The sequence below is a fragment of the Nocardia terrae genome, assembly GCF_009760405.1.
Taxonomy (GTDB): Bacteria; Actinomycetota; Actinomycetes; order Mycobacteriales; family Mycobacteriaceae; genus Nocardia; species Nocardia terrae.
This window is the reverse complement of record NZ_WRPP01000002.1, coordinates 988,380-1,010,213: the sequence shown is the minus strand read 5'-3', so window position 1 is coordinate 1,010,213 and position 21,834 is coordinate 988,380. Positions and strand designations below refer to the sequence as shown.

The 21,834-nt window shown below is 70.5% G+C and carries 24 protein-coding genes; 17 read left to right on the top strand and 7 right to left on the bottom strand.

The genetic code is table 11. The annotated features are described in order from the left end of the window. The first annotated feature begins 25 nt into the window (after positions 1-25). Positions 26-586 carry a helix-turn-helix domain-containing protein gene (locus GPX89_RS14635; protein ID WP_328601824.1) on the top strand — a complete coding sequence of 187 codons (561 nt, stop codon included), beginning with the start codon at positions 26-28 and terminating at the stop codon, positions 584-586. Positions 587-656: 70 nt separating this feature from the next. Here GPX89_RS14635 and GPX89_RS14630 read toward each other — a convergent pair whose 3' ends face one another. Continuing rightward, a complete protein-coding gene (locus GPX89_RS14630) occupies positions 657-1,445 on the bottom strand; it encodes a thioesterase II family protein (RefSeq protein ID WP_328601823.1) in 789 nt (262 codons plus the stop codon). Between the two features lie 65 nt (positions 1,446-1,510). On the opposite strand from GPX89_RS14630, the gene GPX89_RS14625 reads away from it, so the two are divergent. Continuing rightward, a complete protein-coding gene (locus GPX89_RS14625; RefSeq protein ID WP_328601822.1) occupies positions 1,511-2,881 on the top strand; it encodes a CoA transferase in 1,371 nt (456 codons plus the stop codon). A 175-nt stretch (positions 2,882-3,056) separates the two neighbouring features. Next, entirely contained in the window at positions 3,057-4,616 is a 1,560-nt protein-coding gene (locus tag GPX89_RS14620; RefSeq protein ID WP_157388259.1) for an MFS transporter, read from the top strand. A gap of 23 nt (positions 4,617-4,639) precedes the next feature. Here GPX89_RS14620 and GPX89_RS14615 read toward each other — a convergent pair whose 3' ends face one another. Beyond that, positions 4,640-5,212 carry a TetR/AcrR family transcriptional regulator gene (locus GPX89_RS14615; protein ID WP_157387952.1) on the bottom strand — a complete coding sequence of 191 codons (573 nt, stop codon included), beginning with the start codon at positions 5,210-5,212 and terminating at the stop codon, positions 4,640-4,642. Positions 5,213-5,318: 106 nt separating this feature from the next. On the opposite strand from GPX89_RS14615, the gene GPX89_RS14610 reads away from it, so the two are divergent. The 12 genes from GPX89_RS14610 to GPX89_RS14555 all read left to right on the top strand — a co-directional run bounded on the left by GPX89_RS14610 (position 5,319) and on the right by GPX89_RS14555 (position 16,317). Continuing rightward, entirely contained in the window at positions 5,319-6,530 is a 1,212-nt protein-coding gene (locus GPX89_RS14610; protein WP_157387951.1) for an FAD-dependent oxidoreductase, read from the top strand. 89 nt (positions 6,531-6,619) lie between these two features. Next, positions 6,620-7,648 (top strand): nucleoside hydrolase, encoded by a 1,029-nt coding sequence (locus GPX89_RS14605; protein ID WP_157388258.1) that lies wholly within the window; start codon positions 6,620-6,622, stop codon positions 7,646-7,648. After that, entirely contained in the window at positions 7,645-8,535 is an 891-nt protein-coding gene (locus GPX89_RS14600) for an amidohydrolase family protein (RefSeq protein ID WP_328601820.1), read from the top strand. Before GPX89_RS14605 ends, GPX89_RS14600 begins: the two co-directional genes overlap by 4 nt. 100 nt (positions 8,536-8,635) lie before the next feature. Continuing rightward, complete coding sequence (locus GPX89_RS14595; RefSeq protein WP_157387950.1) at positions 8,636-9,082, top strand: hypothetical protein; 447 nt, start codon at positions 8,636-8,638, stop codon at positions 9,080-9,082. Further along, positions 9,079-10,005 (top strand): hypothetical protein, encoded by a 927-nt coding sequence (locus GPX89_RS14590; protein ID WP_157387949.1) that lies wholly within the window; start codon positions 9,079-9,081, stop codon positions 10,003-10,005. Before GPX89_RS14595 ends, GPX89_RS14590 begins: the two co-directional genes overlap by 4 nt. A gap of 189 nt (positions 10,006-10,194) precedes the next feature. After that, positions 10,195-11,496: a V-type ATPase 116kDa subunit family protein gene (locus GPX89_RS14585; protein WP_235947132.1), complete on the top strand. Its 1,302-nt coding sequence runs from the start codon at positions 10,195-10,197 to the stop codon at positions 11,494-11,496. Next, positions 11,490-11,783, top strand: coding sequence for an ATP synthase subunit C (locus tag GPX89_RS14580; RefSeq protein ID WP_157387948.1), 294 nt, complete (start codon positions 11,490-11,492; stop codon positions 11,781-11,783). Before GPX89_RS14585 ends, GPX89_RS14580 begins: the two co-directional genes overlap by 7 nt. 1 nt (position 11,784) lies before the next feature. Beyond that, positions 11,785-12,003 carry a hypothetical protein gene (locus GPX89_RS14575; RefSeq protein WP_157387947.1) on the top strand — a complete coding sequence of 73 codons (219 nt, stop codon included), beginning with the start codon at positions 11,785-11,787 and terminating at the stop codon, positions 12,001-12,003. Continuing rightward, complete coding sequence (locus tag GPX89_RS14570) at positions 12,000-12,572, top strand: hypothetical protein (protein WP_157387946.1); 573 nt, start codon at positions 12,000-12,002, stop codon at positions 12,570-12,572. The genes GPX89_RS14575 and GPX89_RS14570 overlap by 4 nt, the downstream gene beginning before the upstream one ends. Continuing rightward, positions 12,569-14,290: a V-type ATP synthase subunit A gene (locus GPX89_RS14565; RefSeq protein WP_157387945.1), complete on the top strand. Its 1,722-nt coding sequence runs from the start codon at positions 12,569-12,571 to the stop codon at positions 14,288-14,290. Before GPX89_RS14570 ends, GPX89_RS14565 begins: the two co-directional genes overlap by 4 nt. Then, positions 14,287-15,675 carry a V-type ATP synthase subunit B gene (locus GPX89_RS14560; protein WP_157387944.1) on the top strand — a complete coding sequence of 463 codons (1,389 nt, stop codon included), beginning with the start codon at positions 14,287-14,289 and terminating at the stop codon, positions 15,673-15,675. Before GPX89_RS14565 ends, GPX89_RS14560 begins: the two co-directional genes overlap by 4 nt. A gap of 15 nt (positions 15,676-15,690) precedes the next feature. Beyond that, positions 15,691-16,317, top strand: a complete 627-nt coding sequence (locus GPX89_RS14555) for a V-type ATP synthase subunit D (protein ID WP_157387943.1) — start codon at positions 15,691-15,693, stop codon at positions 16,315-16,317. A gap of 6 nt (positions 16,318-16,323) precedes the next feature. On the opposite strand, the gene GPX89_RS14550 is transcribed toward GPX89_RS14555, so the two are convergent. Further along, entirely contained in the window at positions 16,324-16,809 is a 486-nt protein-coding gene (locus GPX89_RS14550) for a nitroreductase/quinone reductase family protein (RefSeq protein ID WP_157387942.1), read from the bottom strand. 269 nt (positions 16,810-17,078) lie between these two features. Beyond that, on the bottom strand, positions 17,079-17,897 hold the full coding sequence (locus GPX89_RS14545; protein ID WP_157387941.1) for a sigma 54 modulation/S30EA ribosomal C-terminal domain-containing protein: 819 nt from the start codon (positions 17,895-17,897) through the stop codon (positions 17,079-17,081). Positions 17,898-18,105: 208 nt separating this feature from the next. Between GPX89_RS14545 and GPX89_RS14540 the strand changes: the two genes are divergently transcribed. Continuing rightward, positions 18,106-18,468 carry a DUF1304 domain-containing protein gene (locus tag GPX89_RS14540; protein WP_157387940.1) on the top strand — a complete coding sequence of 121 codons (363 nt, stop codon included), beginning with the start codon at positions 18,106-18,108 and terminating at the stop codon, positions 18,466-18,468. On the opposite strand, the gene GPX89_RS14535 is transcribed toward GPX89_RS14540, so the two are convergent. Genes GPX89_RS14535 through GPX89_RS14525 form a run of 3 tightly spaced genes read right to left on the bottom strand, consistent with a single transcriptional unit; the run spans position 18,454 to position 20,335 of the window. After that, a complete protein-coding gene (locus tag GPX89_RS14535) occupies positions 18,454-19,449 on the bottom strand; it encodes a zinc-binding dehydrogenase (RefSeq protein ID WP_157387939.1) in 996 nt (331 codons plus the stop codon). The genes GPX89_RS14540 and GPX89_RS14535 overlap by 15 nt on opposite strands. A gap of 11 nt (positions 19,450-19,460) precedes the next feature. Beyond that, positions 19,461-19,883 (bottom strand): organic hydroperoxide resistance protein, encoded by a 423-nt coding sequence (locus tag GPX89_RS14530; RefSeq protein ID WP_157387938.1) that lies wholly within the window; start codon positions 19,881-19,883, stop codon positions 19,461-19,463. Further along, positions 19,880-20,335 (bottom strand): MarR family winged helix-turn-helix transcriptional regulator, encoded by a 456-nt coding sequence (locus GPX89_RS14525; protein WP_328601819.1) that lies wholly within the window; start codon positions 20,333-20,335, stop codon positions 19,880-19,882. The genes GPX89_RS14530 and GPX89_RS14525 overlap by 4 nt, the downstream gene beginning before the upstream one ends. A 175-nt stretch (positions 20,336-20,510) precedes the next feature. Here GPX89_RS14525 and GPX89_RS14520 point away from each other — a divergent pair, with 175 nt between their 5' ends. Next, a complete protein-coding gene (locus tag GPX89_RS14520) occupies positions 20,511-21,695 on the top strand; it encodes an acyl-CoA dehydrogenase family protein (RefSeq protein WP_157387937.1) in 1,185 nt (394 codons plus the stop codon). Positions 21,696-21,834: the final 139 nt, after the last annotated feature.

The following is a 21,834-nucleotide window of genomic DNA, read 5'->3' as shown; positions in this document are numbered from 1 at the left end:
AGCAATCGCTGCTAGTGTCGAGGCGGTGAACTCCGTCGAACTTCTGCTCCATCCGGTTCGGCTGCGCATCGTCCAGGCGTTCCTGGGCGACCGGACCCTCACCACGAGCGAACTCAACGCCGAACTCGGCGATGTGCCGCCGGGCAGCCTCTACCGGCATATGGCGCGACTGGTCGACGCCGGCGTCCTCGAGGTGGTGACCGAGCGCCGCGTGCGCGGCACCGTCGAACGCACCTACCGGTTGCGCCTGGACGCCGCACAGGTCACCCCGGATCAGCTCGACGCCCTGGGCCCGGAGGATCACCGCCGCGCCTTCATGGCCTACATCGCCGGTGTGCTGGCCGATTTCGACCGCTACCTCGACCGCGGCGAAATCGATTACGTGCGAGACGGAGTCGGCTACCGCACGCTCGGGATGTGGCTGGACGACGACGAATTCGCCGACTTCGTCGCCGACCTGCGCCGAATCGTCGAGCCGCGGCTGGCGAACACCGCCGCTCCGGGCCGCAAGCGCCGCCTGCTGCGCACCGTCTTCATCCCCGACGGCCCGGGCACCGAAAGCGAAAGCACGTCGGAGCGCCGATGATCGCGGCGGTTGAACCAGCGCGACGAATTGGGTTCCGGGCGAGGAAGCTACCCGCCCGGGCGCGGGGTCCTCAGTTCGAGCGCCCCGGCACCGGCCCGGCCAGCGTGCGGGTGATCAAAGCGACTATCGCGGACAGGTTTTCGGGCAGGTCCAGGTAGAAGTGGCCGCCGGGGAACGTCGCCAGATCGAATCCGGCCGCGCTGTAGGCGCGCCACTCCTCCGCCTGCGCGGGGGTGGTGGTCGGGTCCTCGGAGCTGATCAAGGCGGTGATCGCCGTGCGCAGCGGCTCGCCCGGCTCGTGGCGGTAGGTCTCCACGGCGCGGTAGTCGCTGCGCAGTGCCGGGAGCACCAGCTCGGCCAGGCTCGGCTCCTCGCGCAGGATCTGCACCGACGCCGGATCGTTGGACAGGCGTTCGAGATCGGCGATCAGCCCTTCGTCGGGGCCCGCGTGTAAGAGCCGGGTTTCGGCGAAAGCCGGTGCGGGACGGCCCGACACGAACAGGTGCGCCACCTCGCGCCCGGCCGCCTCCACCCGCCGGGCGGCCTCGTAGGCGACGGTCGCGCCCATGGAGTGCCCGAAGATGGCCAGGCGCACGGATTTCGGCCAGGCCAGCAGATCCGCCGCGGCCTGGTCGGCCAATTCGGTCAGCACCGGCACGGGCTCGTCGCCGAGCCGGTCCAGGCGGCCAGGGTACTGCACTCCGAATACCGTGGTGCCCGAGGAGAATCCCCGGGCCAGCGCCCGGTAGGCGGTGATCGAGCCGCCGCCGGGCGGGAAGCACACCAGCGCGGTGCTCGGATCGGGATCGGACTTCAGCTCGCGCAGCCAGGCGGTCGTGGTGAGGTCGGTGACGGTCACCCGATCGAGTATGCCGTGAGAATCACCACGGCGGTTGCACCAGGTCGCGGCATTACAGTCGGATCGTGGCTACCCATGACGAGCTGGTCCGCGACTACGAGGCCGGAATCGGGGTCACCGGTTCCGCACTGCCGCCGGTGGATCCGGGCGCGAATCTGGCTGCGGCCCTGCCGGTCTGGGCGCTGGCCGGCGGCGCGGTCGCGGCCTTCGCGGCGGCGGCCGACCGCCTGCGGGAGGCCCTCGCCCTGCCGCCCTCGCACAGTGCGATCGAGCCGGGCCGGGTGACCGCAGCCTTCTCGAGTGAGCGCCTGTTCCGCTCGCATGGGCAGCGGCCGGATATCTTCGCAGAATTCTCGGGCTTCTTCAGGACTGCGGACGCATGGGTGCGCACGCACGCCAACTATCCGCACCATCGGGCTCGACTGCTCGCCGCGGTCGAATTGCCCGCCGACGCCACGCGCGCGGAGTTCACCGGCAGGGTCGCGTCGCTGGCCGCCGCCGACATCGAACAGCGCGCGCTCGAGCACGAGGCCATCGCGGTACGGGTCCGCGCCGAGCGGGAGTGGGCGGACAGTCCGCAGGGTGAGGCGGCGGCCTCGGGCCCGCTGGTCGCCGTCGAGGCGCGTGACGATCGCGGTGCCGTCGAATCGCCCACTGCCGCAACACAGCTGCTCCCACTGCGTGGCGTGCGGGTGCTGGATCTGACGCGGGTGATCGCGGGGCCGGTCGCGACGCGCGCATTGGCCCTGCTCGGAGCGGATGTGCTGCGCATCGATCCGCCGCTGCTGCCCGAAATCGGCTGGCAGTTCCTGGACACCTGTCAGGGGAAGCGCTCCACTGTAGTCGATTTGCGTACCGGTCTTCCCGTTTTTCGCGAATTGATCAGCAATGCAGACATAATCATCACCGGTTACCGACCGGGCAGATTGGAACGCCTCGGAGTACGCCCCGCTGAAATTCGGCCGGGAATTGTGCACGGGCGAGTTTCGGCATGGGGCGAAACGGGCCCGTGGGGTGATCGACGCGGATTCGACAGCATCGTGCAGGCCGCATCGGGAATTTCGCTCATCGAAGGAGCACAGGATAATTCGCACGACGAACCATCCGTGGGCGCGCTGCCCGCACAAGCGCTCGACCACGCTAGCGGCTACCTGCTCGCCGCGGGCGTTCTCGACGCGCTCTGCGCCCGCCGGCGGGACGGCCGCGGCCGCGATGTCCGGGTGGCTCTGGCGCGTACGGGATCCTGGCTGCTCACGGCATCGGGCCGGACGCCGGAACACCCTGCGGCCGCGGAACCGGATGCTCGGTTCGCCCGCACGCACGGTGCGGTGACGACCGTGGGGCCCGCGCTGGGCGAGTATTCGGACTACCGTTGGCCCGCTCCGGATTACGGTTCGGACACGGCAGAGTGGAAAGTCCGACCAGACGGTTCGTGACCAACGCGAATGTATACAACGCGCTGCACGCACACCCGCAAGCACATCCGCGAATTAGGCGAATTCGCCTCGTAATTAAGGTCTTTCGACACGCCGCACTTGTCCCCCAAGTGGCGTTAATAAATGAGACCCTGAAAACGACACCACTATTGTCGACGCGTATGTCGACATGCGGATGGAGGACGTCATCGTGGACACACCTGCTCCCTTGCTCACCGCCGCCGACGCAGCCGGTACCGCGGTAGGGAGAAGGCAATGGGCCGGTTTGGCGGTGCTCGCGCTGGCCTGCCTGGTCTATTCGATGGACCTCACCGTCCTGCACCTCGCGGTCCCCCAGATCAGCGAGATCCTGCGCCCGACCAGTTCCCAATTGCTCTGGATCATCGACGTTTACGGCTTCATGGTGGCCGGGCTGCTGCTCACCATGGGCACCATCGGCGATCGGATCGGGCGCAGACGACTATTGATGGTCGGCGCCGCCGCCTTCGCCGCGGTCTCGGTCATCGCCGCCTTCGCGCCCTCGGCCCCGGTGCTGATCGGTTGCCGGGCCCTGCTCGGCGTGGCCGGGGCCACCCTCGCCCCGTCCACACTGTCGTTGATATTCACCATGTTTCGCGATCCCACCCAGCGCTCGGTCGCGGTCGGCGTGTGGGTGGGCTCCTACTCGGTGGGCGGTTCCATCGGCCCGCTGGCCGGCGGGATCATGCTCGAACACTTCTGGTGGGGTTCGGTTTTCCTGCTGGCCGTGCCGGTCATGCTGCTGCTGATCATCCTCGCCCCGAAGGTGCTGCCCGAGTTCCGCGATCCCGACGCGGGACGACTGGATCTGGTGAGCGCGGCACTGTGCACCGCCGCGGTGCTGCTGGTGGTGTTCGGCATGAAGGAGGCCGCGCAGGACGGCCCGCACGCGCTCGCGCTGACCGCACTCGCGGTCGGCCTCGGGATCGGCGGAGTCTTCGTCAAGCGCCAGCTCAATACCCCCGAGCCGATGCTGGATCTGCGGTTGTTCCGCCTGGGCAGCTTCCGCACCGCCCTGACCATCAATATGGTCGCCATCTTCGTGGCCTTCGGGTACGCGCTGTTCGTGGGCCAGTATTTCCAACTGGTGCTGGGCATGTCGCCGCTGCGGGCCGGAGTCGCGACCATTCCGGCGGGGCTGGGGTTCATGGTCGGATCACAGCTGGGGCCGCGCATCATGAAGGTGATGCGGCCCGCCTACATGATCGGCGCGGGCATGGCCATGGCCGCGGCGGGACTGTTGCTGCTCACCCGGATCACCGCCACCGGCGGCGTGGAGCTCACCATCGCCGCCTCACTGCTGGTGTCCTTCGGCCTGGCACCGGTTTTCGGGATCACCACCGAACTCATCGTCGGCACCGCGCCGCCCGAGCAGGCCGGGGCGGCCTCCGGGCTCTCGGAGACCGGGGCCGAATTCGGTGGCGCGCTGGGGATCTCCATTCTGGGCAGCATCAGCATCGCCATCTACCGCAGCCAGCTCACTACCAACCTGCCCTACGGGCTGCCCGACGGCGACGCCCACGCGGCGCGGGACACGCTCGGCGCGGCAATGGAAGTCGCCAAGACCCTGCCCGGCCGGGTGGGCAGCGCGGTCGCCGAGGCGGCCAAGCACGCCTTCCTCACCGGGATGCATCTGACCTCGGGCATTGCCGCGGGGGCCGCGCTGCTGCTGGCCGTCATCGCCATCTCCCGGCTTCGGCACGTGCCGCCGGGCTGAGTTCGCCCGCCCGGCAGGGCCACTCACTTCTCGCGCATCGCCGCGACGGCGACCTGCAGCGAATTACCGTCCAGCAGTGCGGCGTCGGGTGCGATCAGCTTCTGCACGGCCAAGCCCTGGAAGAGCAGGAACAGCAGCTGCCCGACCGCGGCGGCCTGCTCGTCGCTCAACTGCGGGTGCGCGCGTTGGATGTCGGCCGCGATCTCGCTGTGCGCCACGGCGCTCGCCTGGGTCATGAAGGCCTGCTGTTCGGGGTCGCGGGCGATCTGGATACCGTTCTCGGTGCTGAGCAGCAGGCCGTCGCGGTTGCGCTGGACCACCTCGACGAAGCCGTTCCAGGTGGCGGCCAGGGAGTCCCACAGCGAGCCGCCCTGTGCGCCGTCGCGGATGGCCGCCCCCATGTCGTCGCCGATGCGGGTGCCGTAGCCCATGGTGATGGCCTCGGTCACCAACTGATCCTTCGACCCGAAGTGGTAGCCGATGGCGGCCAGGCTCACCCCGGCCGCCTTGGCGATGTCGCGGGCGGTCACCTTGGCCAGTCCGCGTTCCAGGACGGCCTGCCGTGCCCCTTCCAACAGGTCTTCTCGATTTCCCATAACCCCACCCTACCAGCGTCTTAGACATTTGTTCTAGACAGTCGTGTCAAAGTCTGTTAGACATATGTCTTAGACGGACGTACTTCACCGCACACCGGGAGTTCCAATGACCACCACCCCCACCCCCCGCATCCTCGTCGTCGGCGGCGGCATCGCCGGCAACACCGTTGCCCTGCAACTGCTTCGGGCCGGCATCTCCACCACCGTCGTCGAGCGGGCCACCGCTCCCCGGCCCGGTGGCCAGGCCGTCGATCTGCGCACCGCCAGCCGCGAGGTCGCCGAGCGCATGGGCCTCATGCCCGGCATCCGCAAGCTGCGGGTGCACGAGCACGGCTGGGCCTATGTCGACGAGAGCGGCAAGACCTACGCCCGCATCGACGTGGACATGTTCGACGGCGAGGGCCCGGCCGCCGAGATCGAGATCTCGCGCGGCGACCTCAACCAGGTGCTGCTCGACCTCATCGCCGAGGAGGGCGGACCGCTCGACTACCGCTACGGCGACTGGATCGAGCACATCGACCAGGACGCCACCGGCGCGAACGTCACCTTCGCCTCCGGCGGCGCCGAGCGCTTCGACCTGGTCATCGCCGCCGACGGCGTGCACTCGGCCACCCGGCGCCTGGTCTTCGGACCCGAGGAGCAGTTCGCCACCCACCTGGGCGGATACATGGCCTTCTTCAGCATGCCCACCCCCGAGGACGCCGAGGAGGGCTGGCTGACCGGATGCTCGATTCCCAGCGCCCAGTTCGCGATTCGGCCCGATCGCGATCCGGCCACCGCCAAGGCCATCATCACCGTGCGCCAGGACTACGACCCGGCGCTGCGCCGGGATCCGGTCGCGCAGCAGGCCCGGATCCGCGAAGTGCTCACCGGCGCGGGCTGGAAGGCCCCGACCATTCTCGAGGCCATGGACACCACGCCCGACTTCTACTTCGATCAGCTGGCCCGCATCGACGTGCCGGAACTGTCCTCGGGCCGGGTCACCCTGCTCGGCGACGCCGGATACTGCGGCTCCCCGCTGACCGGCATGGGCACGGCCATGGCAATCGTGGGCGCCTACATCCTGGCGGGCGAGATCGCCTCCACCCCCGGCGATCTGGGCCGCGCGCAGGCCCGCTACCAGGAGCTGGTCACCCCGTTCCTGGACAAGGCCAAGGAGCTGCCCGGCGGCGGCATCAAGATGATGCTGCCCACCAGCAAGTTCGGCACCGCCATGGCCCGCGTGAACTGGCGGCTGATGACCTCCAAGGTGATGATGCCGCTGACCAAGAAGATGTTCGCCCCCGCCACGGCCGACTACGTCCTGCCGACCTACTGAGCACCGCCGTGGGCGCCCCGGACCACGATGCCGCCACCGCCGTCGGCATCGTGCCCGCTACCCTCGAACCCGTGCGGCAGAAGATCCTGATGGACAACGACACCGGCATCGATGACTCCCTCGGCCTGCTCTACCTGCTCTCCTCCCCCGAGGCCGAGATCGTCGGAATCGCCTCCAGCGCGGGCAATGTGCCCGCGCCGCAGGTGGCCTCCAACAATCTGGCGCTACTGGATCTGGTTCGCGCGCCGGAGCTGGAAGTGGCCCAGGGCGCGCTGGAACCGCTGGCGGTGCCGCTGCGGACCACCGAGGACACGCACGGACCCCAGGGGGTGGGCTACGCCGAGCTGCCGCCGACCACCCGGACCCTGTCCGACCGGTCGGCGGCGCAGCTGTGGGTGGACCTGGCCCGCGCGCATCCCGGCGAGATCGTCGGCCTGTGCACCGGCCCGCTCACCAATCTCGCACTGGCGCTGCGGATGGAACCGCAACTGCCGCAACTGCTCCAGCGCCTGGTCATCATGGGCGGCGCGTTCAACCATCCCGGCAACACCACCCCCACCAACGAGTGGAACGTGCACGTCGATCCGGAAGCGGCCAAGGAGGTCTTCGACGCCTTCTCCGCCGCGCCCGCGGACCGGCGGCCCATCGTGTGCGCGCTCGACATCACCGAGACCATCGAGATGAAGCCGAAACACCTGGCACTGCTGGCCGAACGGGCCGCCAGCACGCCGGTGGAACTGGTGACCGAGAACGACCCGCCCGAGAACCGTTCGCTGGCGAGCAATCCGCTGGTGCGCTTCCTGACCGACGCGATCCGGTTCTACTTCGACTTCCACAAGCTCTACGACCAGGGCTATCTCGCGCACATGCACGACCCGTTCGCGGCGGCGGTGGCGCTGGACCCGAGCCTGGCCGTCACCAAGCCCGCGACGGTGGACGTGGAGCTGCTCGGCACCATCACCCGGGCCACCACCGTCGCCGACTGGGCGGGCATGTGGGGGCGCGAACCCAATGCGGACATCGTGGTCGCCACTGATCCCGAGCAGTTCTTCGAGCGGCTGATCAGCCGGGTCGGCGACTACGCGCGAAAGACGTTCGAGGAGGATGCGAACCGGTGACCGGCGGGCACGACATCGACTACGTCACCGGTTTCCGCGATCGCCTCGGGCTGCCCGGAATCATCGACATCCACACGCATTTCATGCCCGAGCAGGTGCTGCGCAAGGTGTGGGGCTATTTCGACGCGGCCGGACCGCTGATCGGCAGCCGGGAATGGCCGATCACCTACCGTGACGAGGAGCAGGTGCGGCTGAAGACGCTGCGCGGCTTCGGCGTTCGCGCGTTCACCTCGATGGTCTACCCGCACAAGCCGGACATGGCGGCCTGGCTCAACGACTGGTCGGCCGACTTCGCGGCCCGCACACCGGACTGCCTGCACACCTCCACCTTCTATCCGGAGCCCTCCGCGCCCGCCTACGTGAGCGCGGCCATCGAGGGTGGGACGCGAATCTTCAAGCTGCACATCCAGGTCGGGGACTACCACCCGGCCGATCCGCAGCTCGACGAGGTGTGGGGCGTGATCCAGGACGCGGGCATCCCGGTGGTCATGCACTGCGGATCCGGGCCCGCCGCCGGAAGATTCACCGGTCCCGGCCCGATGGCGACCCTGCTGCAACGCTTCCCGCGACTGCGCCCGGTGATCGCCCACCTGGGCGCTCCCGAGTACACCGGCTTCCTCGATCTCGCAGCCACCTACGACGGCGTGCTGTTCGACACCACCATGAGCTTCACCGATTTCTTCGACGCGGCCGCCGGCCCCTTCCCCGCCGCCGAACTCCCCCGCCTGCGCGACGTCGGCGACCGCATCCTGTTCGGCAGCGATTTCCCGAACATCCCCTATCCGTACGGTCACGCCCTGTTCGCTCTGGAACGCCTGGGCCTCGGCGACGAGTGGCTGCGTGCGGTCTGCCACGACAACGCGGCACGCCTGTTCGCCCTCGGCTAGAACACCACCCCGACCTCTTCGCGCCTGGGGACCAAAGGCACGCCCGCCGCCGACCTGCGCCCCTACGGATCACCCCGGACGCGGCGCGACGATCGAGGGCATGGCACGGTGGCGAGACTTCCTCGATCGGTTCCGTCCGGCAGGCACGCCCGGACCCGCCGGCCCGCACGGCGTGCCCGCTGATCGGGCCGCCGAAGCATCGGCCGAACTCCTGCCCGTGCTGCGCCGCCTCGACTCCATCCAGGACGAAGCTGACCGGCTGCGCGCCGAGGCCGAGCGACGCGCCGAGCGGATTCGCGCCGACGGCGACGCGCAGGCCCACGCTCTGGTCGACAATGCCCGCGCCGCAGCCGAATCCGTGACCGCCGAGACCATGGCGGCGGAACTGGCACGGGCCGAGCCACCGAATCCGGCGGACCAGACGGCCGCGGCGGCCGTAGGCGATCGCGCCCAGCGGCGGCTGCCCGAGTACGTGCGGCGCGTCACCGATCGTGCCCGCGCCGACCTGGACGCACTGTGCGCCTCCGACCGAAAGAGCCTGTCGTGAGCGCGGACTGGGTGGCGGGCAGTGTCCGGGCCACCGGACTGCTGGTGCGCCGACTCGATGCCGCGAAGCTGCGCGAGATCGCCACTGCGGGATCCCTGCTCGCGGCACAACAACGCTTGGCCGAGAGCTCCTACCGGCGTCGGATACGTGTCGGGGCCACCCTCGCCGACACCGAGCACGCCCTCGGTGAGGAAACCGTGTGGCGGCTGCGGGTCCTGGCAGGCTGGCAGCCGCGGGCCGGAGTTGCCCTGATCCGGGTGCTGGCAGGCGCTTTCGAGGTCGCCGATATCGCCGGGCTCGCGGCCGGTATGGCCGGGACGCCATCCGTTCCGCCGTATCAACTCGGCGCGCTCACCACCGCGTGGAGCCGGGTGCGCGACGCGCGGTCACCGGGAGAACTGCGGGCCGCGCTGGCCCGTACGCCCTGGGGCGACCCCGGTTCCGACGACGTCGCGGATATCGCCGACGGGGTCGCGATCGGGTGGGCGGCCCGGGTAGCAGGCTCGGTCCCCGACGCCGGACGCTGGGCCCTCGCCCTCGCCGCCCTGCTCACCGCCCGGCGACAACTGCTGCAGGCACGGCCCTTTCCAGCGCCCACTGCCCACCGGATCGCACGGCTGCTCGGCCCCTCCGTGGCGACGGCCTCCGATCCGGCCGCCTTTCGTGCCGCGCTCCCCCGCTCGGCTCGATGGGTTCTGACCGGCATCGACAGCGCCGACTCGCTGTGGCGCGCGGAGTTCGGCTGGTGGCGGCAACTGGAACAGGACGGCCGAGAGCTGTTGCGCGAGCACCGGTTCGACGCGTCATCGGTGGTCGGCACGGTCGCCCTGCTCACCGCCGACGCCTGGCGTGTCCGGGCGGCACTGCAAGTGGTGGCGACGGACGGGCTCGCGTTGGAGGACTTCGATGAACTCGTCGCATGATCGCGAACCCGGCCGCACTCGACGCACGACGCTCGTCTCCACCGATGTCTCGCAGGTCCGGCGGGCGGCCTCGCCCCGGAGAACCTCGACGAACTCGCCCGATGAGCACGTTCGTACCCGGCGTAGGAGCGGGATCGCCGCCGATGGAGCGTGGGTGCGGGCGGCGGATGGGCTCGAGGGAGGTCATCGATGAACTTCTCGCAGGAGCTCGGACCGGTCCGGATGCGGCGGGTCGCTCTGGTCGCACCGTCGCAGGCGGTGCGGGACATGCTGATCGAGGCGTCGGAGGCCGGGGTCGTGCAGCTCGACGATCCGCCCACCGGCTTGCCCTCGGGGACTACTGTCACCGATTCCGACGAGTTGGCGGCGCGGGTCTCGAGCGCGGTGCGGCATCGTGGTGCGGCCGCGGTCGCAGGGTGGTGTCCGGAGCCCGAATTGGCCGGTCTCACCGGACGATTGGCGGCGGTCGGGGCGGCGGTGGTGCCGTTGCCCGCACCGGCCGGGGTGGACCCGCCCACGCTGTTGTCGGCGCGGCGGCCGCTGCGGCGGGCGTTCGCGCCGCTGGTCGGGGTGTACGGGGTGGTGCCGTATCGGGATCTCGATCCGACCGTTCCGGCGGGGATCGCCTATGTGGTCATGTTCGGGATGATGTTCGGTGATGCCGGGCACGGGCTGCTCGTCATGGCCGCCGCGGCGCTGCTGGCTTCCCGGCGCGTACACCGGCTGGCTCGGTTCGCGTCGCTGTGGCCGTTCGTGGCCGGGGCGGGTGCGGCGGCGACCTTCTTCGGGGTGCTCTATGGCGAATTCTTCGGTCCTACGGGCGTTTTGCCGGTGGTGTGGCTGAGTCCGCTGGACTCGCCGCTGCCGCTGCTCGGGGCGGGGGTCGCGGTGGGGGCGACGCTGCTGGCATTGGCGCACGCGGTGGGGGCGGTCAACCGGTGGCGCGAGGGCGGTGCTCGGGTGGCCCTGTACTCGGCGACCGGGATCGCGGGGGCGGCATTGTTTCTCGGGCTCGCGGTGGTCGGCGCGGGGCTGGTGCTGCGGTGGCATGTGCTGGCCTGGGGCGGGGGCGCGGTGGCGGCGGTCGGCGTGATCCTTTCGGTCATCGGCAGTTTCACCGAATCCGGGGGTGGCGCGGTGGGGGCGACCGCCGCCGGGATCGGTGTGTTCGATCTGGTGGTGCGCCTGGGGTCGAATCTGGTGTCGTTCGCCCGTCTGGCCGCGTTCGGCATGACGCATGGCGCATTGGGGTGGGTGGTCTGGTCGGGCACGGTGGCGGCGGCGCATGCCGGGGTGGCCGGGCCGGTGCTCGCGGTTGCGGTGTTCGTGCTCGGCAATGCCATCGCGTTCGCGCTCGAGGCGCTGGTCGCGGGCGTACAAGCGTTGCGGCTCGAGTTCTACGAGCTGTTCTCCCATCTGTTCACGGGCACGGGGAAACCCTTCGTGCCCTGGCGAATCCGCATCGAGGCCCAGGAGGGTTCATCATGCTGACCATCATCTTGTGGCTGCTGTCCGCCGCCCCCGCGGGCGCGGAGCCGCTGGCGGCGAGCGGCGGCGGTTCGGGCGGCAACTGGGCGGCGCTGCTGGGGGCCGCCATTGCCGTCGGGGCCTCGTCGCTGGCCGCCGCCATCGCGGTCGCCTATACCGGAGCCGCCGCGCTGGCGGCGCTCAGTGAACGGCCCGAGCTGTTCGGGCGGGCCATGGTGATCGTCGGCCTGGCCGAGGGCATCGCCATCTACGGCCTGGTCGTGGCGGTGCTGCTGATCGGGAAGGCCTGAGATGGGTTCGGTGGTGGTGCTCGGCGAGGCGAGCCAGGTGGCCGGATACCGCCTGGCCGGGGCGACCGTGCTCGAAGCCGAGGATCCCGCCGCCGTGCGAAAGGCGTGGGCGGACATCGGTTCCGACGCCGTGGCCGTGCTCGTCACCGCCGCGGCCGCCCGGTCCCTGACCGCCGAACTCGCCGCCACCTCGCTGCTGACGGCGGTGATGCCGTCGTGAGCGAACTAGCCTGCGCGCCCGCGTCACCCGTCGCCTCCGGCCACCGGCGCGACGACCCGGATACCCGCGTTCGGACGGCGTTGGCGCCGCTCGGCACGAACCTGCTGCGGCGTGCCACCGCCGACGCCGAGGCCACCGTGGCCGCAGCGCGAGCCGAGGCTCAGGCCGCGATGGACCGGGCCCGCGCCGAGGCGGCGACCCTCGCCGAGCGGGCACGTGCGGCCGGAACCGCCCGTGCCGCCGCACAACTCGCCGCCGAACAACACCGCCGCACGCGCGCCGAGCGCGCCGGACTCCTCGCGGCACAGCGCGCCGCCTACGACCTGTGGCGTCACGAATCCACCGCCGCGATCCTGACCCTGCGCGACGAACCGGACTGGCCGCGCACCCGGGCGCGCCTGCGCGCGAAGGCCATCGAGATTCTCGGCCCGGACACCATCATCGCCGACGACCCGGACGGCGGATTCGTCGCCCGGTGCGGGGGCCGCCGAATCGACCTGCGGCTGCACACGATCGCCGCCCACGCGCTCGCGGCGGTCGAGCCCGAGCTGGCGGGACTGTGGTCATGAACGCGCCCGCGACCCGGATCCGGCGGGTGGCCGGGCCACTGGTCGAGGTGGACGCGTTCCCGGGCATGGCGATGAACGACCTGATGGCGCTCGGACCGGCCGCGGTGCCGGGCGAGATCGTGGCGATCGGCGAAAAGCGTGTCTCCGTGCAGGCATACGAGTACACCGGCGGCCTGGGCCGCGGCGATCCGGCGACACCGCTGCGGCGGCCGCTGTCGGCGCACCTGACCCCGGGCCTGCTCGGCGGCGTCTTCGACGGGCTGTTGCGCCCGCTCGCGACCGCCGGGATCTGGCTGGACCCCGGCGCATCCCGCGACATCGACGGGCGCGCCTGGCATTTCCACCCCACGGCCGCCCTCGGTACCACTGTCGATGCGGGAACCGTCCTCGGCTCGGTGACCGGCGCGGGCCCGCTCGACTACCGAATCCTCGTCCCGCCGGGCATCCGAGGACAGCTGGAAACCCTTGCGCACGAAGGTGATTACGACAAGGACCACACCGTGGCCACGGTCGCCGGAACCCCGATCGGACTGACCGCGCACTGGCCGGTCCGCACTCCGCGCCCGTGCCGCGACCGCTCGGCCGCCGCGGTACCCCTGCACACCGGCCAGCGCGCGGTGGACCTGCTGTTCCCGGTGCTGCGCGGCGGCAGCGTCAGCGTGCCCGGCGGTTTCGGCACCGGCAAGACCATGCTGTTGCAGCAGATCGCCAAATGGTGTGACGCCGAGGTGATCGTCTACGTGGGTTGCGGCGAGCGCGGCAATGAAATGGCCGAGATCGTCGCCGAATTGGCCGCCCTGCCCGATCCGCGCACGGGCGGCCGCCTCGCCGATCGGACCGTCGTCATCGCCAATACCTCCAATATGCCGATGATGGCGCGCGAGGCCAGCGTCTACACCGGCGTCACGGTGGCCGAGCACTTCCGCGACATGGGCTATCACGTGGTGCTGGTGGCGGATTCGACCTCCCGGTGGGCGGAGGCGCTGCGCGAGTTCGCCTCTCGCACCGGAGCACTCCCGTCGGAGGAGGGCTATCCGGCCGATCTGGCCTCCGCGCTCGCCGCGTTCTACGAGCGGGCGGGCGCGGTCACCACCCTGGGCGGCGTGACCGGGTCGGTCACCATCGTGGGCGCGGTGTCCCCGCCCGGTGGCGATGTCTCCGAACCGGTCACGGTGAATACCGAACGCTTCGTTCGCTGCCGCTGGTCGCTGGACCGCGAGCTCGCCTACGCCCGCCACTACCCCGCCGTATCCTGGGCCGCCTCGTTCTCCCGCGATCTCGAGGTAGTGGCGGCAGCATATGCCGCCGCCGGCGATCCGGACTGGGGTGCGCGCCGCGAGCAGGCCGCCACACTGCTGGCCGAGGCCGACCGCCTCGGCGCGCTCACCGAACTCGTCGGCGCCGAATCCCTGCCCGCCGACCAGCGCATGGTGGTGCTGGCCGGGCGGCTGCTGCGCGAGGCGATCCTGCAGCAGAACGCCTTGTCCGACAATGACGCCCACTGTTCGATGGCCAAGACCGCGGCCCTGCTCGATGCCGTGCTGGCGGTGGTGCGGCGCTGCCGGGAACTGGCCGCCGCCGGGGTCGCACCCGAGCGGATCGAACGCCTGGACTTCGGCCCGCTGGTGCGGGCGCGCGAGGCGTCGGGGCCCGAGGACACCGCCATGGCCGGACAGCGGCGGGACCGGATGCTGCGGGCACTGGGGGAACTGTCATGAACTCCGTGCGACCGTGGATCCGCTACACCGATGTGCGTGACGTGCACGGCCCGCTGCTCGTCGTGTCCGGCGTCGAGGCCGTCGGCTGGGACGAGTCGGTGCGAATCCACTTCGACGACGGCACGGTTCGCCACGGCCTGGTGCTCGAGGTCGACGGCGATCTGGCCGTGGTGCAGGTCCTGGAGGGCACCGCCGCCGTCGATCCCGCCGCCACCACGGTCGAATTCGACGGCGGCCCACTGCGTATCGCGGTCGGCGACGGCTGGCTGGGCCGGGTCTGCAACGGCCGCGGCGAGCCGCTCGACGGTGGCCCGCCGGTGCCCGGACGGCTCGAACCCGTCAACGGTTCGCCGCTGAACCCGGTGTTCCGTGACCCGCCCGCCGATCCGGTGCTCACCGGGGTGTCGGTGGTGGATGTGCTCGCCACCCTGGTGCGCGGGCAGAAGCTGCCGGTGTTCTCGGCGCCCGGCCTGCCGCATCTGCGTCTGGCCTGCCAGATCGCCGCGCAGGCCACCGCGGCCGGGGAGCCGTTCTGTGTCGTCTTCGCGGGCATGGGGCTCACCCACGCCGACGCCGCCTACGCCCGGGAGGCGCTCGAAGAGCGTTCCGCGGCGGGCGAACTCGCACTGGTGCTGAACCTGGCCGACGACCCGGTCATCGAGCGGCTGCTGAGCCCGCGGCTGGCGCTGACCATCGCCGAGCACCTGGCCTTCGAGGGCGGGCGGCACGTGCTGGTCGTGCTCACCGACATGACCGACTACGCCGACGCGTTGCGCGAGGTGTCCGCGGCACGCGGCGAATTGCCGGGGCGGCGCGCCTATCCGGGTTATCTCTACAGCGATCTCGCCTCTCTCTACGAACGCTGCGGCCGGATCGTCGGACAGCCGGGCTCGGTCACCATCGTGCCGGTGCTCACCATGCCCGGCGGCGATCTCACCCACCCGGTGCCGGATCTGACCGGGTACATCACCGAGGGCCAGCTGATCCTGTCCCCTGATCTGTCCGCGCGCGGGGTGTATCCGCCGATGGACGCGCTGTCCTCGCTGTCGCGGCTGATGCGCAATGGCGCGGGGCCGCAACGCACCCGCGCCGACCATCTCCCGGTGGCGGCGCAACTGCTGGCCGTGCTCGCGCGCGCCCGGCAGGCCAGGGAGCTGGCCGAACTGGTCGGCCCCGACGCGCTCGGCGAGCTCGACCACGCCCACCTGGCGGCCGAGGACGCGTTCGTCACCGAGCTGATGGGGCAGCGGCCCGATCAGGCCCGGCCACTGGAGGATTCGCTCGAACGCGCCTGGCGGGTCCTGGACCGGCTGCCGCGCGGGGCGCTCACCATGCTGCCCGACGAGCTGCTCGAGGCCCGCTACGGCGCATCCGAGCACGAGTGAATCGAGGCACCGCCCATGCGAGTTCCGCCCGGCCGCGCCGGCCGTCAATGGCTGCGGGAACGCCTCGCGGTCGCCGAGCGCGGTGCGGCGCTGCTGGATCGCAAGCTCTCGGTCCTCGACGAGGCGAGCCGACGCCTGGCCGCCGAGCGCGACACAGCTCGGCTCGCCTGGGAGGCCGCCCATCGCCGGGCCGTGCGTCGCCAGGCCCGCGCCGCCCTGCTCGGCGGCACGGGCGCGATCCGGCTCGCCACCGCCGGCCCGGCCCGTATCGAGGTGACCACCACGACACTGGCCGGGGTCTGTTTCCCGGACTCGGTGGATTGCGTTCTGCCCCAGGACTTCCGCAACACCGTCACCGGCAGCGCGACCCTGCTCGCGGCCCGGGGCGCGCATCGTGACGCGCTCGCCGCGGGAGTCCGCTACGCCGCGGCCGCCGCGGCGGCGCGGGCGGTGGAGCGTGAGCTGGCCGCGACCCGCATCCGCCTGCGCGGCCTGCGCCATCGCCGGATCCCGGCACTTCGAACCGCGGCGGCCACACTGGAATTCGCCCTGGAAGAGCAGGAGCGCGCGGACCGCGTACGGGTGGCCCGCGCCGTGGACCGCGACAACCGGATACCGGACGCGGCCACCGATGACTCGTGAGAGCCGCTAGCGCGCGGAATCCGCGGTGGCCGTCTCGATCCGGAACACCGGGAACTCGGCGGCGATCTTCTCGTACTCGGCCGGTCCGGCGGTGCGTTCCACCGGAATGTGCGGGCGCGCGCCCGGCGCGACACGCAGGTACTCCCACAGGATCGGCGCGCGCAGCTCCGGAGCGACCTCCAGCAGCCGTACCTGCTCACGCCGTCCGTGCCGCAACACGGCCCGCCCGTGGTCGGCACGCAGATTGCGCACCCAGTTGACCCGCTCGCCGAGCATGGACACCAGATAGCGCCGGCCCTCGAATTCGGTGAGCACCACCGGAAACCAGATCATCCGGCCGCTGCGACGGCCGCGGACCCCCAGCGCGGCCACCCGCCGCGGCCACACGCCCGCGGCGAACAGGAGCGCCCCCACTCGATTCTGCAAGCGCGCGAACAGATTCGGCCGCCCGGACCGATACATCCAGCGCAGATAGTCGTCGTATCGCCGCATCACGGCCACCTCCCGACGCGCCGGACCGGACCTACCCGCGGCGGATGCGCGGTCCAGCGCACAATGATTGTCGCACAATCGATTCCGCCATCGCGGGCATGCGCCTCTTCACTGTGCGCCGAGCGCGGCGACCGCGGCAGAGCCGCCCAGCATCGACCGGCAGGACTTTGGTCCCGCCGCCACGGCCCGGAACATCGAGACAGGCACACTGCATGCGACGATGCCCTCGGATCCGCTCCGGATCCGAGGGCACCGTCGTGGCGTTCGCCCTATGTGGCGGGCGTGATCAGTCCATAGTGGCCGTCGTAGCGGTGGTAGAGCACGCGGCCGCGCCCCTGTTCGCCCTCGCGGAAGAACACGAAGGGCCACTTGGTCATCTCGAGCCGGGTGATCGCGCCCTCGACGTCGAGCACCGGCGCGCCGAGCGGGCTCACCGTGAGCCGCACCGCACCCGGCGTGATCGCCTCGGGGTTCGGGGAAAGCTGGGCCAAACGGTAGTCCCCGTTGCCGCGACGATAGAGAACACTGTCGACTCCGCTGCCCGACTCGGTGAACAGCTCGAATCCGTAGTCCATCAGGTCCATGTCGAAGGCCGCCTCGTCGATGGTCACGTCCGCCAGCGCATAGGACTTGCGGCGCAACACCTGCCGCTCCTCGATCGGGCGCGGGTAGTACGGCAGTCGTTCACGCGGCGGCTCACCATGGTGCCATTCGTGCGGGCGCACCTCGCCGCGACCGCCGCCGCGGACCGCTTCCCAGTGCCGGGACAACCGTTCGAACCGGGCTTTCAGCCGCGCGGCCAGCAGGTCGACGGCCTCCCGGGTGGTCGCGGCCGAGACCTGCACGCGGACCGGCCGACCCTCCATATTGATATTCGCCTGCGCCACGATCGGTTTCGGCACGGCGTGGTCGCGGTGCCCGGTGAGGCGCACGCGCGCCGAGAGGATCGGTTCCGGTGCATGAGCCAACGCGGGTCCGATCTTCTCGCGGACATACTCGGCGCCGGCGCCGGAAACGTGGTGACCCACCGATATCTTCAGCACCGAATCGGCGGTCGACGGGTGCGCTGTGTGCGTTGTCGTGGTCATGCTCCCATGTCACGCGTTCGGCGGCCGCGCGGCCAGGGCCGAAATCACCGTCCCCGGAGGACGATCGCCCCCGGCTCATCGGGACCAAGGCGGAGGACCCCGGGGCCCGGAACGACACTCCGAGCTCAACCGTGTGCGCGCGGTCCCGGCGATCTCGGGTCTGCGACGATGAGGTCCGCATTGGAACCTCACGGAAGGCGGGTCGGTCATGCGGTTGGTCGCGGAGATCCTGGTCGGATTGCTGGCCGCGTTGCACGTCTACATCATGGTCATGGAGATGTTCCTGTGGACCACGCCGCGGGTGCGCGCGAGCTTCGGGAACACGGCCGAGTTCGCCGAGGCGACCAAGGTGATGGCCGCCAATCAGGGCCTCTACAACGGCTTTCTGGCCGCGGGCCTGATCTGGGCGCTGATCGCGTCCGACCCCGTCGGGCAGGCCGCGAAGATCTTCTTCGCGGCCTGCGTCGTGGTGGCCGGGCTCTACGGCGCGGCCACCGCCGGCCGGCGGATCCTGTTCGCCCAGGGGCTGCCGGGCGCGATCACGTTGATCGCGGTCCTACTCGCCGGATAGCGCCGCCGCGCTCAGCGCGATCTTGGCGTTGCGGCCCGGACGTTCGCTGGCCGCGGCGGCCGCGGCCGCCTCGTCGAGCGGATAGGTGTCCTCGACGGCCAGATCCAGCACGCCCTGCGCGGCCAGGGTGACCAGTTCGGTGATGAGGCGGCGGCGTTCGTCGCCGCCGATCTCCTCGGCCCGCTTGGAACCCCAGAAGCCCTTCACGACGGCCTGTTTGAAGATCAGCGGTCCGGGGTTGAGCGTCATGGGCTGGCCCGAGAGCGCGCCGAAGGTGATGAGTTCACCGCGCGGCGCCAGCACCGACAGCAGATCGTTGGCGGCCTTGCCGCTGACCTGGTCGACGGCCCGCACGATGGGCTCGCCGCCGGTGACCTCGGTGACCCGCTGCTGCCAGCCCTCGGATTCGGTGTCGAGGACCGGCGCGAAGCCCATCTCCTCGAGGGACTTCGCCGCGGCCGCGCTGCGCACCAGGTTGAGCACGTGCACGCCGCGGGCCCGGGCGAGCAGGTTCAGCAGCCGCCCCACCGCGCCATTGGCGGCGTTGATCGTGATCCATTGCCCGGCTTCGACATTCAGGTCCTCGAGCAGCATCAGGGCGCTCAGCGGCATGGCCAGCAGCTGGCTCGCGGTCGCGTCGGACACCGAGTCCGGGACCGGCACCACACCGCTCGCCTTGGCGACGAAGTATTCCGCCCACGCGCCCTGCACACCCGAAACGGTCACGCGCTGACCGACTTCCAGCCCGGTCACGCCGGGTCCGAGGGCGTCGATCCGGCCGACCGCCTCGGTGCCGGGGACGGCGGGCAGCTCGGGCCGGTAGCCGTAGATGCCGCGAATGATGGCCAGGTCGTGATTGTGGATCGGGGCCAGGGCGGTGGCGATGCGCACCTCCCCCGCCGCGGGCTCGGGCACGGGCCGCTCACCGGCGGTCAGCACTTCCTGGGGCTCGCCGAACTGTTCGATGACTACCGCACGCATGCTCATCCTCCTCAGTCCTCGACCACGATGACGTCGACCTCGATATTGCCGCGCGTGGCATTGGAGTACGGGCACACCTGGTGCGCCTTGTCGGCCAGCGCCCGCGCCTCGTCCAGGGGCAGATGCGGCAGCGACACCTCGAGGGTGACACTCAGGCCGAACCCGCCGGTCTCGTTGGGGCCGATACCCACTTTCGCACCCACCGCCGAGTCGTCGACATTCGCCTCGACCGTGCGGGCGACCATGCGCAGCGCGGAGTGGAAGCAGGCCGCGTATCCGGCGGCGAAGAGCTGCTCGGGGTTGGTGCCGATCCCGTTGCCGCCCATCTCCTTCGGGATCGAGAGGTCGAATTCGACCTTGCCGTCGTCGGTGCGGACGTGGCCGTTGCGGCCGTCGCCGGTCGCGAGGGCTTCCGCGGTGTAGAGCACGCTCATGAGGGGTTCTCCTTCGATCGTGTGTGGGTGGTCAGCGCGTCGGTGAGCCGGCGCAAGGTGGTCCGGAGTTCGGCCAGTTCGTCCAGGGACATGCCGGTGATCTCGGCCGAGCGCCCCGGGATGTGGCATGCGGCCGAGCGCAACTCGCGTCCGCGCTCGGTCAGGGTGATCTCGACCCGTCGTTCGTCGGCCGTGGAGCGGCGACGCGCCACGAAACCGGCCGCTTCGAGTCGTTTGAGCAGCGGCGAGAGAGTGCCCGAGTCCAGTTCCAGGGCCGAGCACAGATCGCCGACGGTCCGCCCGTCCCGCTGCCACAGCGCCAGCAGGACCAGGTACTGCGGATAGGTGATGCCGAGCGCGTCGAGCTTGGGCCGGTACATGGCCGTCATCGCCCGCGACGCCGCGTAGAGCGCGAAGCACAGTTGGTTCTCGAGCGCCTGCTCATCTGTCACGTACAACAAAGTAGCCAACAATTAGATTGTGCACAATCTAATTGGCCGTCTCGTACGTCACACCCCGGCGGCCACCCGGAAAGGTCGCATACCGATCACCGGGAATTCTCCTCGCGGGCAGCCGCATCGGCGATACCTTCAACTAGAACGCGTTCTAGAAGCGGTGGGAGTTGCCATGACGCACGAGGTAGTGAACCGGGTCGAGGAGCTGTCGGGGCAGCTGGCCGCGACCGCCGAGGAGACCGAGCGACTCGGGAAGCTCTCCGACGAAAGCGTGAAGCTGATCCGGCAGGCCGGGGTGATGCGGCTGCTGCAGCCGACCGATTTCGGCGGGTACGCCGCGCATCCGCGGGACTTCGCCGAGGCGGTGATGGCGGTGGCCGGATACTGCGGATCGACCGGGTGGGTGTGCGGTGTGGGCGGGGTGCACCCGTGGGAGATGGCGCTCATGGATCGGCGGCTGCAGAACGAGGTGTGGGGCGAGAACCCCGACACCTGGATCGCCTCGCCGTACGCGGCCCAGGGCGTCGCCACACCGGTCGACGGCGGGTTCACGCTGCGCGGGCGCTGGCAGTTCTCCTCGGGTACCGATCACTGCGACTGGATCTTCCTGGGCGCGCTGCTCGGCGACGCCGAGGGCAATCCGGTGATGCCGCCGAAGGTTCTGCACGTCGTGCTGCCACGCCGGGACTACACGATCGTGGACGACTCCTGGGATGTGATCGGGCTGCAGGGCACCGGCAGCAAGGACATCATCGTCGACGGTTCGTTCATTCCGTCGTATCGGACCATCGAATTCGATGCCGTCGCCGCGGGCGAGATCGCCGCCGAGCGGGCCGGGCGCACCGAGACCGTGTACAAGCTGCCGTTCTGGGCCATGTTCCCGCTGGGCATCACCGCGGCGGTGGTCGGCATCGCCGAGGGCGCGCTCGCCGCGCCCCTGGACTACCAGCGCGACCGGGTCACGGCCATGGGCACCCGGATCAAGGACGACCCGTACGTGCTGTCGGCCATCTCCGAGGCGGCCGCCGACATCGCGGCCTCGCGCACCCAGCTGCTCGACGGGGTCAGCCGCCTCTACGACCTGTCCGAGGCCGGGAAGGAGATCACCTTCGCGGATCGTTCCCTGGTGCGCCGCAATCAAGTTCGCTGCGCGTGGCGGGCGGTGTCGGCGGTGGACGAGATCTTCGCGCGTTCGGGCGGCAATGCGGTGCGGCGGGCCAATGTCATGCAGCGGTTCTGGCGGGACGCGCACGTGGGACTGCAGCACGCGATCCATACGCCCGGATCGCTGTATCACTCAACGGCATTGACGATCATGGGGGTCGAGCCCGAGGGCCCGCTGCGCGCCATGATCTGAAATACGGCCGGGTCGACCCCGGTCCCCCAGCACATCGAATCCACGCCCGGCGGCCCTGCTTCCGGGCCGATCCGGTGTGTGATGCCGTAGGTTTGCCACCGAACGAGACCTGGCGGGCGGTTCGGGAGGCGAGGAGACG

Excerpts from the sequence above, each read along its gene's own strand:
- GPX89_RS14565 (WP_157387945.1), top strand. The coding sequence starts at position 12,569 with ATGAACGCGCCCGCGACCCGGATCCGGCGGGTGGCCGGGCCACTGGTC.
- GPX89_RS14610 (WP_157387951.1), top strand. The coding sequence starts at position 5,319 with ATGACCACCACCCCCACCCCCCGCATCCTCGTCGTCGGCGGCGGCATC.
- GPX89_RS14520 (WP_157387937.1), top strand. The coding sequence starts at position 20,511 with ATGACGCACGAGGTAGTGAACCGGGTCGAGGAGCTGTCGGGGCAGCTG.
- GPX89_RS14550 (WP_157387942.1), bottom strand. The coding sequence starts at position 16,809 with ATGCGGCGATACGACGACTATCTGCGCTGGATGTATCGGTCCGGGCGG.
- GPX89_RS14615 (WP_157387952.1), bottom strand. The coding sequence starts at position 5,212 with ATGGGAAATCGAGAAGACCTGTTGGAAGGGGCACGGCAGGCCGTCCTG.
- GPX89_RS14580 (WP_157387948.1), top strand. The coding sequence starts at position 11,490 with ATGCTGACCATCATCTTGTGGCTGCTGTCCGCCGCCCCCGCGGGCGCG.
- GPX89_RS14585 (WP_235947132.1), top strand. The coding sequence starts at position 10,195 with ATGAACTTCTCGCAGGAGCTCGGACCGGTCCGGATGCGGCGGGTCGCT.
- GPX89_RS14595 (WP_157387950.1), top strand. The coding sequence starts at position 8,636 with ATGGCACGGTGGCGAGACTTCCTCGATCGGTTCCGTCCGGCAGGCACG.
- GPX89_RS14605 (WP_157388258.1), top strand. The coding sequence starts at position 6,620 with ATGGACAACGACACCGGCATCGATGACTCCCTCGGCCTGCTCTACCTG.
- GPX89_RS14560 (WP_157387944.1), top strand. The coding sequence starts at position 14,287 with ATGAACTCCGTGCGACCGTGGATCCGCTACACCGATGTGCGTGACGTG.
- GPX89_RS14575 (WP_157387947.1), top strand. The coding sequence starts at position 11,785 with ATGGGTTCGGTGGTGGTGCTCGGCGAGGCGAGCCAGGTGGCCGGATAC.
- GPX89_RS14535 (WP_157387939.1), bottom strand. The coding sequence starts at position 19,449 with ATGCGTGCGGTAGTCATCGAACAGTTCGGCGAGCCCCAGGAAGTGCTG.
- GPX89_RS14620 (WP_157388259.1), top strand. The coding sequence starts at position 3,057 with ATGGAGGACGTCATCGTGGACACACCTGCTCCCTTGCTCACCGCCGCC.
- GPX89_RS14540 (WP_157387940.1), top strand. The coding sequence starts at position 18,106 with ATGCGGTTGGTCGCGGAGATCCTGGTCGGATTGCTGGCCGCGTTGCAC.
- GPX89_RS14530 (WP_157387938.1), bottom strand. The coding sequence starts at position 19,883 with ATGAGCGTGCTCTACACCGCGGAAGCCCTCGCGACCGGCGACGGCCGC.
- GPX89_RS14545 (WP_157387941.1), bottom strand. The coding sequence starts at position 17,897 with ATGACCACGACAACGCACACAGCGCACCCGTCGACCGCCGATTCGGTG.
- GPX89_RS14555 (WP_157387943.1), top strand. The coding sequence starts at position 15,691 with ATGCGAGTTCCGCCCGGCCGCGCCGGCCGTCAATGGCTGCGGGAACGC.